This is a genomic window from Pantoea sp. X85, from assembly GCF_029623675.1.
GTDB classification, from domain to species: Bacteria; Pseudomonadota; Gammaproteobacteria; order Enterobacterales; family Enterobacteriaceae; genus Pantoea; species Pantoea leporis.
In genome coordinates this window covers 163,868-176,946 of record NZ_CP121109.1, presented here as the reverse complement: position 1 = coordinate 176,946, position 13,079 = coordinate 163,868, and the positions used below count along the sequence as shown (strand labels likewise).

At 53.6% G+C, this 13,079-nt stretch carries 9 protein-coding genes; 6 read left to right on the top strand and 3 right to left on the bottom strand.

Annotation, left to right across the window (positions count from 1 at the left end; all coding sequences use genetic code 11):
• Positions 1 to 200 precede the first annotated feature (200 nt).
• Positions 201 to 1,853: a kdo(2)-lipid A phosphoethanolamine 7''-transferase gene (eptB, locus tag P6287_RS20465; RefSeq protein WP_277975243.1), complete on the top strand. Its 1,653-nt coding sequence runs from the start codon at positions 201 to 203 to the stop codon at positions 1,851 to 1,853.
• 60 nt (positions 1,854 to 1,913) lie between these two features.
• On the opposite strand, the gene P6287_RS20460 is transcribed toward eptB, so the two are convergent.
• On the bottom strand, positions 1,914 to 2,486 hold the full coding sequence (locus P6287_RS20460; protein ID WP_277975242.1) for an XRE family transcriptional regulator: 573 nt from the start codon (positions 2,484 to 2,486) through the stop codon (positions 1,914 to 1,916).
• A 63-nt stretch (positions 2,487 to 2,549) separates the two neighbouring features.
• On the opposite strand from P6287_RS20460, the gene P6287_RS20455 reads away from it, so the two are divergent.
• A complete protein-coding gene (locus P6287_RS20455; protein ID WP_277975337.1) occupies positions 2,550 to 3,059 on the top strand; it encodes a GNAT family N-acetyltransferase in 510 nt (169 codons plus the stop codon).
• A gap of 30 nt (positions 3,060 to 3,089) precedes the next feature.
• On the top strand, positions 3,090 to 3,626 hold the full coding sequence (locus tag P6287_RS20450) for a GNAT family N-acetyltransferase (RefSeq protein ID WP_222184242.1): 537 nt from the start codon (positions 3,090 to 3,092) through the stop codon (positions 3,624 to 3,626).
• 2 nt (positions 3,627 to 3,628) lie between these two features.
• Here the strand turns inward: P6287_RS20450 and P6287_RS20445 are convergent, their stop codons facing one another.
• Positions 3,629 to 4,507: a LysR family transcriptional regulator gene (locus P6287_RS20445; protein ID WP_277975241.1), complete on the bottom strand. Its 879-nt coding sequence runs from the start codon at positions 4,505 to 4,507 to the stop codon at positions 3,629 to 3,631.
• Between the two features lie 136 nt (positions 4,508 to 4,643).
• Between P6287_RS20445 and P6287_RS20440 the strand changes: the two genes are divergently transcribed.
• Entirely contained in the window at positions 4,644 to 5,480 is an 837-nt protein-coding gene (locus P6287_RS20440; protein WP_277975336.1) for an MBL fold metallo-hydrolase, read from the top strand.
• A gap of 20 nt (positions 5,481 to 5,500) precedes the next feature.
• On the opposite strand, the gene malT is transcribed toward P6287_RS20440, so the two are convergent.
• A complete protein-coding gene (gene malT / locus P6287_RS20435; protein WP_277975240.1) occupies positions 5,501 to 8,203 on the bottom strand; it encodes an HTH-type transcriptional regulator MalT in 2,703 nt (900 codons plus the stop codon).
• Between the two features lie 274 nt (positions 8,204 to 8,477).
• Between malT and malP the strand changes: the two genes are divergently transcribed.
• Both malP and malQ read left to right on the top strand, forming a co-directional pair.
• Entirely contained in the window at positions 8,478 to 10,871 is a 2,394-nt protein-coding gene (gene malP, locus P6287_RS20430) for a maltodextrin phosphorylase (RefSeq protein ID WP_277975239.1), read from the top strand.
• Positions 10,868 to 12,913 (top strand): 4-alpha-glucanotransferase, encoded by a 2,046-nt coding sequence (malQ, locus tag P6287_RS20425; RefSeq protein WP_277975238.1) that lies wholly within the window; start codon positions 10,868 to 10,870, stop codon positions 12,911 to 12,913. The genes malP and malQ overlap by 4 nt, the downstream gene beginning before the upstream one ends.
• Positions 12,914 to 13,079 lie beyond the last annotated feature (166 nt).

Genomic DNA, 13,079 nt, shown 5'->3' with positions numbered 1-13,079 from the left:
TCACTGCATTGATTAGAAATCTGCGGGTAAGACGGTTGGATGAGCCCTAAACGAGGAATTAGCGCCTGAATCTGATTGTTACATTATAACATACTTTAGGCCCAGCAACGATTGAACTGTTACCCAAATCCACCCTCTCACTAAAGGTTGTCAATTTTCAGGCAAGTGATTGAGTTGTTTATTATAAGAACGGGGAACACATGTTTATAAAGGGTTGGGTTAAACAGTTTTATCTACCGGCGTTTATTTCGCTCTATATCGGCGTACTGCTTAATATTCCGATTTTTATCCGCCGCTATACGCAACTGCAGTTTGATAATACCCTTTCATTAGTGACTGAGGTCATCGCTGCATTTTGTTTGGTGATGCTGTTAACGTTGTTAACCTCATTAACCGGAAAATATCTGTCGCGCGTATTAATGACCATGCTGGTGATTTTCTCCAGCGCGGCCAGTTATTACATGATTTTCTTTAATATTGATATTGGTTATGGAATCATCGCCGCCGTTTTAGCCACCGATTCACTGGATCTCTCTAAGGAATCCGTTGGCTGGCACTTTGTGCTGTGGATGGTAATTATCAACGTCATTCCGCTATGGCTAATCTGGCGCGGAATGCGCAGTAAACCCGTTTCGAATATCAGCAAAAAGCGTTACTGGTCTTATAAAACCATCGCCATTGTGATTGCCGCATTAGGTTGCTGGTTACCGTTGAATTTAATGGGCAAGATGCAGGATGAACAGGACAAGAAAAATAACCGCATGATGGCCAGCTACGGCGGCATTGTGGCCGGTACTTATTCACCATCTAACTGGTTATCGGGCGTTGGCTTGCTGGCATACAGTTCATTCAGTCAGGCTGAAGACAACCGTAATCTATACGATCCCGCTGAACACTTTAAATACGTCCCACCGAAAAATGCGGATAACTTGTATATCGTGTTTGTGATTGGTGAAAGTGCCCGCCGCGATCATATGGGTTTATACGGTTACGATCGCGACAACACACCTTATCTCGATCACGAGAAAAACCTCGTTCACTTGCAGGGTTATTCCTGTGATACCTCAACCAAGCTTTCGCTGCGCTGTATGTTTGTCAGAGAAGGCGGTGCCTCAGAAGCTCCGCAGCGCACCCTGAAAGAGATGAATGTTTTCACAGTGATGAAGAAACAAGGTTTCTCGGAAGATCTCTATTCCATGCAGAGCGAAGCCTGGTTCTATAACAAAGTCATGGCCGACAGTTATTCAATGCGCGAATCTATTCAGGCGGAGAAGCGTAATGTCGGTAAGCCGGTGGATGATATGGCGTTAATTAATGAATTACAGGACTCAATTCAGCGCCATCCGCAGGGTAAACATATTGTAATTCTTCACACCAAAGGTTCACATTATATGTATACCGAACGCTATCCACGCGCGTTTGCACGTTATAAGCCGGAATGTCAGGGTATTGATGATGCCTGTAGCACGCAGGAGATGATCAACTCCTACGATAATAGTCTTTTGTATACCGATTATTTCCTCAAGCAGACTTTCGATAGCCTGAAAGATAAAAATGCCATCGTGTTTTATGCCTCCGATCACGGAGAATCGATTTCCGACAATCTGCATTTCCACGGCACGCCACGCGATCATGCGCCGATGGCGCAGCGCACGGTGCCAATTATGGTTTGGGCATCCGATAAGTTTTTAAGTGACAGTAATAACAAAGCGTCATTTGCCAAACTGCAGCAACTGCAGAACAACAAAACGCCGGTATTCCATGAGAAGTTATTCGACTCGATATTAGGCTGCGCTGGCTTTACCTCACCAGATGGCGGAATTAATTCGCTCAGGAACTGGTGCGCGCATTAAAGCACAATCCAGGCGGCAGTTTTAGGTCCATTAAACATGGATGTTCAACTGCTGCTGACCTTATTTGAGTACTATCACCGCATAGCGACAAGGTTGTTCCGCGTCATTCCTGAAAATACAGTCGGCGGGATCACCCAGTTCAAGACAATCACCCGTCTGCATTTCAAAGATTTTTTCGCCTTCATGAAAACTCAGTTCGCCCTCTAAAATCCAGATAAGCTGACGGCGCGACAGATAGGAAATTACCGGCATCGGCACGCTAACGCCGGGCGGCAATTCTATGCTGACAAGATCGAGCGGTATTTGCCCTGGCGAAACATGTCGTCGGATATATCCCGTCTCAGGATCCTGCCAAATCGGTTGCTGATGCTGTTTCAGTAATGTGCCAGTCTGCACTTCGCTCAACGCGATCAATTGCGACATGCTCATATCAAACGAACCCGCCAAACGTGCCAGCAACGTCGCCGTAGGACTGCTTTCGCCACGTTCAATTTTATGGATCATCGCCCGTGAAACGCCAGACTGCTCAGCCAATTCGGTCAGTGACCAACTGCGCTTTTCCCTTTCAGCTTTCACTTTTTTGCCAATTCGCGCGTTTAAATCATCTTCTTTAGTGGATTTTTCGTCTGACATAGTAGATATATAAGATAGTGTACGGAGGGTCTACTTTAGTGGCATACAAGCGAGGTGTCTATGGTGAGCATACGTTCGGCAGTTGAAAAAGATGCACCAGTAATCACGGATATTTATAACGATGCAGTGCTGAACAGCACAGCCATCTGGAACGATAAAACGGTAGATATTGCAAACCGAATCAAATGGCTCTTGGATCGGCAATCAGCAGGATTCCCGGTTCTGGTCGCTGTAAATGAAGAGGATATCGCGCTCGGTTACGCTTCCTATGGTGACTGGCGTCCCTGGGATGGATACCGTTATACGGTCGAACATTCGGTCTATGTCCATAATGCCGCTCAGGGGAAAGGTATTGGATTAGCCTTAATGCAGTCACTTATCAAGTACGCAACCACGCAGGGAAAACACGTGATGGTGGCGGGTATTGAGTCTGAAAACACACTTTCAATCGCGTTACATCGTAAGTTAGGATTTACCGACGCCGGACAGATTCATCAGGTAGGAACGAAATTTCACCGCTGGCTGGATCTGACATTCATGCAATTACGGCTGGATAACAGGGACAATCCTTAATTGACGATGACGTGCTAAAATGGAGGAACTATGACGCCAGAAATCAAAACGCAACGATTAATCCTGAAGCCCCTGGAAAGCGGTGATGGGCAGGCGATGCAAATCGCCTTTCCGCGCTGGGAGATAGTGCGTTATCTCAATGCTGCCGTGCCCTGGCCTTATCCTGAAGGTGCCGCACAGAATTACGTTGATAACGTGGTGTTGCCCGCCGTTAAGGAAGGTCGAGGTTGGTGCTGGAGTATCAGACGTCAGGAGAAGCCTGAGGAATTGATTGGTCTGATCGAACTGCGCGATGCAGAAAATGATAACCGCGGATTTTGGCTGGTACCTGAGTGGCAGCAACGTGGCTATATGAGTGAAGCGTGCAACGCCGTGAATGATTTCTGGTTTAAAACGCTGGGTCGCGAAGTATTACGTGTGCCAAAAGCGGCGGTGAATACAGGCTCAGTGAAGATCTCACGTAAATCCGGCATGCGTCTGATTGAAACTGGCAAAAAAGAGTATGTCGCGGGTGTTCTCGATTATGAATTGTGGGAATTGACCCGCGAAGAGTGGCTATCACATTAACATCAAGAGGGAACGTGTTCCCTCAGTGCCGTCAGTAAGCGGCTGACCAGCGGTTTGGCCTCATTTCTCCGCCATACCGCATAGAGATTCACATACAGCGCCAGCCAGGGGACTTCAACAACAATGACCGACGACGAAGCAAGCCGCGCAAGACTTCGCTGAATAAAGGTAAATCCCAGCCCTGCTTCAACACAGGAGAGCGCCGCCAGTGGTCCGCTAACCTCAAGCCGAATATCAGGCGTAAACCCACTCCCTTCACACACCTCAAGCAAGCGGTTGGACACTGCCGTGTTTAGACTTTGCTTATCGGCGATCCAGCGCTTCATGTGTAACTGCTCAGGTTTGGGATCCCTAATTGCCTGTTCTATTGGCATAGCCAGCACCACCGGCTCAACTAACACGCTTTGAAAGGCAAAACAGTCATCCTCTTCCGGCTCGTTATAAACCAGTGCCAGATCCAGCGCATGATTCGCTAGCGCATCGATTTGTGCCTGTGAGCGTAAGGCATGGAGCTGTATATCAACTTTTGACGAGCAATTTAACCGGGCAAGGCTTTCAGGAAGCAGAAGTGAGTGAATGGCCGCTTCGACATAGCCAATATCAAGCCTGCCCGACTGACCATTCTTCAAACTTTTACCCAGTCCATTCAGACGATCATGGTGCAAAAGCAATGCCTTCACTTCTGTCAGGAACTGCTTGCCCTCGGCGCTGAGATAGAGGCGTTTCTTTTCCCGATGAAAAAGTGCCACACCTAACTCATCTTCCAGTTGCTGAATTTGGCGGCTCAAAGGGGATGCTGAAATATGCAATTTCTCAGCTGCCTGACCGATGTGCTCGAGTTCGGCGACGAGAGCAAAAGAGCGCAATAACTTAATGTCCATAACTTTTCCGGTCACAACTCAGTCGAGAATGATGATAGCCACACAATAAATATTGCCGCAACATCTTAAGTAATGCGACGTTTAATTAAGCAAACAGAGTCATCTTCTATTTTTATTATCTACATTTGACGAGGTAATTTTGACGAACGTATTCAGCACAAGGGATATCGGCAATTATAAGGTCACTGCGCTTAATGATGGCGTGATGAAAGCCAGCCTGAGTCTGTTATCTGGAATAGAACCTGAAGCAGCGGTAAATATACAGCAACACGCCGGAATAAAAGCAGCGGATGATATCCAAATTAATAGCTATCTCATCCGTGGAGCGGGACGAATAATATTGATCGATTCGGGTATGGGAAACCTCAATCATATCGGTGGAGAATTAAGACGAAACCTCCTTTTATCCGGCATCATGCCTGACGAGGTTGATACTGTGTTGTTGACCCACGCGCATCCCGATCATATTGGCGGTCTGCTGGGTGAGAATGGGCGACCCGCTTACCGAAATGCAGCACTCTACATTAGCAAAGCAGAAGCAAACTTCTGGCTGGATAATGAAAAATTAACTAGCCTGAGTGAACGCGCACTGATGAATGGTTCGCTGTTTCGTCGCACGTTCGAAGCTTATTCAACTGTTCGATTTACGGAAGAAACAGCGATTGCTGAAGATATCACCGCAGTCAGCCTACCGGGACATACGCCTGGTCACAGCGGCTACCTGATAGATTCCCGCGATGAAAAATTACTGATTTGGGGTGATATTACGCATTATCCGCATATTCAAATTGCCCATCCGCAAGTTTCAATCGCCTTTGATTACGATCCTGACCAGGCAGAGCAAACACGAAGAGCAATTCTTGAGCGCGCTTCACGAGAAAACCTATTGATTGCAGGTATGCACTTGGGCGTGTCTGGGTTTGCATATATCCGCTCCCCTTCAGAGGGACATTATTTTCTGGAATATGTCTGAACCGCGAGCCGCTGTCCGCCTTAAACATACCCCATCATCCGCAGCATCGACTGCGCCTGATTCATCGCTTCCGCGCGGTGCGTTACGCCCAATTTTTGGTACAGATTGCGGATATGCGTTTTGATGGTGGTAGCAGCGACATCCAGCTCGCCAGCAATCTGGTCGTTGCTGTATCCCGAATAGATCAGCCCCAAAACCTGCCATTCACGTTGGGTTAGCGGGCTGGTGCGGATCAGCTCCGGCACATCGGGATGATTAATCAGGCGGCTAACAAAGCCCTCGTCAAAATGGGCAAACTTATGGCGATGATATTTATTAATCTCGCTGAGAATGCGTCTGGCGCGATGATTATCGAGTTCATTCAGCGTGTTGAGCTGAATCAGCTGACGCAGCTGCTGCGCCATCGCTTCACCTTCAATCACAAAATGGCTGACGAAACCGGTGCTACGCGCCAGTTTTAATGCTTCGGTCAGCGCCTGCTGCGCTTCCGCTTTGCGCTGGGTTTGCCAGTAAATTTGATTTAACAGCAGCAGATTGCGATTCATGTCGCTCATCAGATTGAGCGCGCGCGCATTATCATTCAGCTCATCCAGCACCACTTCGGCCTGGCTCATATTTCCCAGCAAGATCTGCGCGCGCGCAACATTGCGCCACTGACCTTGCAGGAAATGATTGTTGGCAAACTCCGGTTTCGCCGTCTGGCGCATCCAGCTACTGGCGCTTTGGCTGTCGCCGGTCATCTGCCAAAAAATCACCCTCACCTTATCGGCATTGGCGATCCAGTCGCTATGCAGCGATCCGTTGTTAAGCAGATTCTCCAGCCGACTCAGGTGGCTGCGGGCATTATCTAGATTGCCGCGCGCCAGCGAACACTGCACCAGCAAACCGAGGCACTGAATCTGCTGCTGCGGCTGATAGCCTTTCAGCACTTTTATCCCTTCGCGCGCCGCCTGTTCTGCTTCGTCGAGTCGGCCCCACGCCCATAACAGTTGCGCGCGAATTCGCAGCAGGAATTCGTGCATCGGGAACTGCGTCAGATGCTGCTCTTTCACCAGCACAAATGCCCGCTCCTGTATCTCATATGCGGACTGTAAAAAACCCTGCGCAAAGAGAATCTCACTCTGCTGAATCAGACTCCACAACGCGTAATTCCACGCTTCCTCGCGGCGCGCCATCTGCTCGGTCTGGCGCATCAGCTTCAGCGAACTGCTCAGCTCGCCTTTGCAGTGCATCACTTCGCCCAATACCGACGTCGCCACGATGCAGCTGTATTGACGGCTTTCCGGCAGCGCATCGAGCGCCAGCAACGCCAGCCGCTCGGCTTCTTCTGCGTTACCGTCATTTATCGAAACCTGCGCCAGCAGCGCGTTGAATTCGCCGCGCAGCACATCATCAATCTGTTCGCTGCAGGAGTGCTCAAAGCGCATCAGCAAACTGCTCACCTCGGAAAACCGGTGCTGGCTTTGCATCAGCCACGCCTGTAACAGCACTAACTTTGGATTTTCCAGCAGAATTTCCCACGGCAGCGCCTTGAGAGAATCTTCCAGTAGCGTGAGTTCGCTCTGATTAAACAGCGTCCAGGCGTATTGCAGCAGCACGTCGCGCAGCATCAACGCATCACCAGCCGCCAGCGCATGATGGATTGCTTCGCCAGGGAAACCCAGCCGCATCCAGCTTTCAGCCGCCGCGCGATGCAGCGCAGGCAGTTCCGCCGCCAGTTCCCACTGACAGCGCTGACGCAAAAAACTGCCAAACAGCGGATGATAGCTAAACCACTCGCCCGAGTTATCCATGCGCTGCAAAAACAGGCCCTGACGCTCAATCTCTTCCAGCCGCATCTGCCCTTGTTCTTCGCCGGTTACGCAGGCGATCAGCGTATCGTTCATCGATCGCAGCAGCGCGCTTTTCAGTAAGAAATGTCGTGTGGCGCTATCCACGTTATTCAGCACCTCCTCAACCAGATAATCCGCCAGATGGCTGGCGTTAATGCCGGAAAGACGGCGCGCGGAATCCTGAGCGGAGCTCGCGCCCTGACGCGTCGAGAGCGCGATCAGCTGCAGCGCCGTCGCCCAACCCGCCACGTCATCGCACAGACGCCCGCTCTCTTCCGATTCCAGCGGCGTTGTCAGGCGGCAATCAAAAAACTGTTTGGCTTCGTGATGGGTAAACGCCAGTTGCTGGCTGCCTAACTCAATCAGCTGTTCGCGCACGCGCAGGTTAGCAATGCCGAGCTGCGGCAGATTGCGCGACAGCAAAATCAGCGTCACATTTTCCGGCTGGTTACGTAAAAAGAAGCGCATTGCGTCGTGAATCGCGGGATTAGTGATGTGATGGTAATCATCGATGATCAGCCAAATCGGTTGCTGCCACGCCGCCAGTTCACTGAACAACTGGGCGAATAGCGCGTTCAGATTGATGTACTGCCGTTTCTGCGCCAGCGCTTCGCTCGAGGCGCAGCCGCCCTGCGTTGCCTGCTGCAGAGCCGCGATGAGGTAATCGACGAAGCGTTCAGGCTGATTGTCGCCCTCATCCAGTGAATACCAGCCCAGATTGGCTTTCCCCGCCGCCCATTGCGAGATCAGCGTGGTTTTGCCATATCCCGCCGGACTGGTCACCAACACCAAACGGTAATTGCCCGCCGCGCCGAGTTTTTGCATCAGGCGCTCGCGCGCAACCGTGTTCTCAAGGCGGACCGGTCGGCTAAGTTTGGAGGGTATTAACATCGGTAAACGCTTCTCCCTAAACGTGGCGCATCATTATTTTACGCTTCGTAATTAATAGTCACATACGTTCAGATATTCGTTTACCTAATGCAAGCTAACCCATTAAGCAGTCTTAACAAAAGCGACGGTTATCACATTCCTGTCACACTTTAAGATTTCCCTCAGCCTCTCCTCCCCGCTCATCCTCCCCGCTGAATTTGGTGCAGGAGGAGGAGCGCGTCATGGCTGACGCGCAGAATGAAGCACATTCACCTCCGCCCTGACAGGACTGATTATGAAATTTGATCGCACCCGTTTTAAACACGCGCTAACCCGACAATGGCAACGTTTTGGTCTGCACGATGCACAAGAGATGACGCCAAACCAATGGTGGCAGGCGCTGAGTGGCGCACTGGCCGACATGCTGGCGGAGATGCCTGCGCCGCCTGCGGCCACGCCGCAGCGTCACGTTAACTACATCTCGATGGAGTTTTTGATTGGTCGTCTCACCGGCAACAATCTGCTCAACCTTGGCTGGTATGACGAGGTGAACGAGGCGCTGGCCGAGTGGAATATCACGCTGAGCGACGTGGAAGCGTGTGAAACCGATCCGGCGCTGGGCAACGGCGGTTTGGGCCGGCTCGCCGCCTGTTTTCTCGATTCGATGGCAACCGTGGGACAACCCGCCACCGGCTACGGACTCAATTATCAGTACGGTCTGTTCCGCCAGCACTTTGTTGATGGTGCGCAGCAGGAGATGCCGGATGACTGGCAGCGCGACAGCTATCCGTGGTTTAACCACAACGCGGCGTTAACTGTGCCGGTGCATCTCGGCGGCAAAGTCAGCACCCATAATGGCGTTGCGCGCTGGGAGCCGGCGGTGCAAATTCTCGGCGAAGCCTGGGATCTGCCGGTGGTCGGTTATCAGAATGGCGTCACTCAGCCGCTGCGCTTGTGGCAGGCGAAACATGCGCAGCCGTTTAATCTGCAGCGCTTCAATAACGGGGATTTTCTGCGCGCCGAGCAGCCGGGCATCGAGGCTGAAAAACTCACCAAAGTGCTCTACCCCAACGACAACCACGACAACGGCAAAAAGTTGCGCCTGATGCAGCAATATTTCCAGTGCGCTTGCTCGCTGGCGGATATTCTGCGCCGTCATCAGCGCGCCGGACGCAGCATTGCCAGCTTGCCGGATTATGAGGTGATTCAGCTCAACGATACCCATCCCACGCTGGCGATCCCCGAGCTGATGCGCCTGCTGCTGGATGAATACGCGCTGAGCTGGGACGAAGCGTGGCACATTACCCAGCGCACCTTTGCGTACACCAATCACACCTTGATGCCTGAAGCGCTGGAGTGCTGGGATGTGCGCATGGTGCGCGCCCTGCTGCCGCGCCACATGCTGATCGTTACCCAACTCAATGCTCAGTTGAAGAAGCAGGTGGAAGCGCGCTGGCCGGGCGACGAAGTGACCTGGGCGAAACTGGCGCTGGTTCACAATAACCAGCTGCGCATGGCCAATCTCTGCGTCACCAGCGGCTTTGCGGTGAACGGTGTGGCGGCGCTGCACTCGCAGCTGGTGGTGAAAGATCTGTTCCCGGAATATCACGCGCTGTGGCCGGAGAAATTCCATAACGTCACCAACGGCATCACGCCGCGCCGCTGGATTAATCAGTGCAATCCGGCGCTGGCGGCGTTGATTAGCCAAACCCTCGATCAGCCGTGGATCACCGATCTCGATCAGCTGAAAGCGTTAGAAACCTACGCCGATCACGCCGCATTCCAGGCGCAGTATCGCGCCATCAAGCAGCAGAACAAGGTTGCGCTGACGCAATGGATCGTAGAACGCACCGGCATCCAGGTGAATCCAGAGGCGATGTTTGATGTACAGATCAAGCGCCTGCACGAGTACAAGCGTCAGCATCTGGCGCTACTGCACATTATCGCGCTGTGGCAAACGCTGGTGAGCGATCCGCAGGCCAACCTGACGCCGCGCGTGGTGCTGTTTGGTGCCAAAGCCGCGCCGGGTTACGTGCTGGCCAAAAACATCATCTATGCGATTAACAAAGTGGCGGCCACCATCAACAACGATCCGCGCATTGGCGATCGCCTGAAAGTGGTGTTTGTGCCTGATTACAACGTTACGGTTGCCGAGCGGCTGATTCCAGCGGCGGATCTCTCCGAGCAGATTTCTACCGCCGGCAAAGAGGCATCCGGCACCGGCAACATGAAGCTGGCGCTGAACGGCGCCTTAACCATCGGCACGCTGGATGGCGCCAATGTGGAGATCGCCGAACAGGTTGGGCGCGACAATATCTTTATCTTTGGTCATACCGTTGATCAGGTCAGCGCGTTGCAAGCAGAAGGTTACTCGCCTGACGCGTGGCGCAAAAAAGATGCGCAGCTGGATCGGGTATTGAAAGCGTTAGAAGACGGCACCTTTAGCGACGGCGACGTCACCGCGTTCGAGCCGCTGCTGCACAGCCTGAGCGCCAAAGGCGGCGATCCTTATCTGGTGCTGGCCGATTTTCGTCACTACCTCAACGCGCAGGCGCAGGCAGAAACCTTGTGGGCCGATCAGCATGGTTGGACGCGCGCCGCGATTCTCAACACCGCGCGCTGCGGCATGTTCAGCGCCGATCGCGCCATCCGCGACTATCAGCAACGCATCTGGCAGGCCGCGCGATGAACAGCACCATGACGCCAACCGCCGAAATCGCCAGCGAATACATTGACGCCCACGGCCAGCTGCAGTCGGTTTCTGCCGGTACCCGCCAGCGTTTGCTGGCGGCGATGCATCCCGCGCAACCGCACGCTTCGCCGCTACCGCCGGTATTGATCGTACAGGAAGAACAGGCGGAGATTGTGCTGCCTGCGCCCGGCATGGCAGGCGAATGGCAGCTGATCGCGGAACAGGGCGAACGCTGGCAAGGGCGCGCTATCGCCAACCAACCGATCGCTTTGCCTGCGCTGCCTTTGGGTTATTACCAGCTAAGCTTTAGCGCCCAGCAGCAGGCATTTCACTGTCGGATTATTGTCGCGCCCGTGCGCTGTTACGAGCCGCCAGCCATCCAGCAAGGGCAATCGCTGTGGGGCGCCTGCATTCAGCTGTATACGCTGCGATCGGCTAACAACTGGGGAATCGGTGACTTTAGCGACTTAAAGCAGATGCTGGTCGAGGTCGCGCAGCGCGGCGGTGCCTGTATTGGGCTGAACCCGCTGCATGCGCTGTTCCCGGCAACGCCGGAAAGCGCCAGCCCTTACAGCCCTTCGTCGCGGCGCTGGCTCAATATGCTGTATATCGATGTCGCCGCCGTTGAGGATTTTACGCTGAGTGAAGAGGCCCAGCGCTGGTGGCAGGCGGACAGTACGCAGCAGGCGCTACAGGCGGCGCGGGACGCTGAGTGGGTTGATTATTCAGCGGTTACTCACCTCAAGCTAGAGGCGCTGCGTTTCGCCTGGCAGCAGTTCAGGCAGCGCGGTGGGGATGATGGCCTGGTTGTCGCCTTTGAAAGCTTTATGCAGCAAGGCGGTGAAAGTCTGCTGCATCAGGGCGTGTTTGATGCGCTGCACGCTGCGCAGATCGCCGAAGATCCTCAGCGCTACAACTGGACAACCTGGCCTGCGGCGTTGCAGTCGCCCGAGAGCGCAGCGGTGCGGGCATTCCGCATCGAACACACCTATGACGTGCGCTTTTATCTGTGGCTGCAATGGCTGGCCGCGCGCCAGTTTGCTGATTGCTGGGCGGTGTGCCAGCAGCAGGCGATGCCGATTGGCTTATACCGCGATTTGGCCGTGGGCGTGGCGCAGGGCGGCGCGGAAACCTGGAGCGATCGCGAGCTTTACTGCTTGCAGGCCAGCGTCGGCGCGCCGCCGGATATCCTCGGCCCGCTGGGCCAGAACTGGGGATTGCCGCCTATGGATCCGCAGATTATGCAGGCGCGCGCCTACCAGCCATGGATTGATCTGCTGCGCGCCAACATGCACGACTGCGGCGCGCTGCGCATCGATCACGTGATGGCGCTGCTGCGACTGTGGTGGATCCCGCAGGGCGAAAGCGCGGCCGAAGGCGCGTATGTGCATTATCCCATCGACGATCTGCTGGCGATTCTGGCGCTGGAGAGCCAGCGTCATCACTGCATGGTGATTGGTGAGGATTTGGGTACGGTGCCGGAGAAGATCATCGGCAAGCTCTACCAGGCGGGCGTTTACTCCTACAAAGTGCTCTATTTTGAGCAGACGTCCAAAGTGGCCTTTCGCGCCCCCGCCCGCTGGCCACGTCAGGCGATGGCGGTCGCCACCACCCACGATATGCCGACCCTGCGCGGCTGGTGGCAAAGCGATGATTTACGGCTGGGCAGCGAGTTGGGGCTTTATCCTGATAAGCAAATTCTTGCCGGTCTGAGTAAGTCACGCTTAGCCGCGCGCCGCGCGCTGTTTAAGAGCCTGCAACGCAGCAATTGCTTGCCCGAACAGGCCGAACCGCAGGTGATGGATCGCGCGTTAAGTGCGGCGATGCAGCGTTATCTGGCCGACAGCAATAGCGCGCTGCTGGGCCTGCAACCCGAAGAGTGGCTGGATATGGCTTCCCCAGTGAATATTCCCGGCACCACCCGCCAATATCCCAACTGGCGCCGCAAACTCAGCGCTTCGCTGGAGGCGATGTTTAACGACCCGCAGATCAATGCGTTGTTGGCGGATATCGATCAACGCCGGCGGAAAGTGAAATAATTCACAGCGGTCGCCATGGAAGGCGATCTTAAAAACGCACACATCCGTAGCGGCGCGATTCATCGCGTTGTTTTGACTTTCGTGCTCCGACACAGCATTGCGCAATAAATTGCGCCGCTACGAACTTTGGCTCCCAATAAAAAAGGTGCGCCGAAGCGCACCAGAT

Coding starts and splice junctions, on each gene's coding strand:
- P6287_RS20460 (WP_277975242.1), bottom strand. CDS start 2,486: ATGTCAGACGAAAAATCCACTAAAGAAGATGATTTAAACGCGCGAATT.
- malP (WP_277975239.1), top strand. CDS start 8,478: ATGAAATTTGATCGCACCCGTTTTAAACACGCGCTAACCCGACAATGG.
- eptB (WP_277975243.1), top strand. CDS start 201: ATGTTTATAAAGGGTTGGGTTAAACAGTTTTATCTACCGGCGTTTATT.
- malT (WP_277975240.1), bottom strand. CDS start 8,203: ATGTTAATACCCTCCAAACTTAGCCGACCGGTCCGCCTTGAGAACACG.
- P6287_RS20445 (WP_277975241.1), bottom strand. CDS start 4,507: ATGGACATTAAGTTATTGCGCTCTTTTGCTCTCGTCGCCGAACTCGAG.
- P6287_RS20450 (WP_222184242.1), top strand. CDS start 3,090: ATGACGCCAGAAATCAAAACGCAACGATTAATCCTGAAGCCCCTGGAA.
- malQ (WP_277975238.1), top strand. CDS start 10,868: ATGAACAGCACCATGACGCCAACCGCCGAAATCGCCAGCGAATACATT.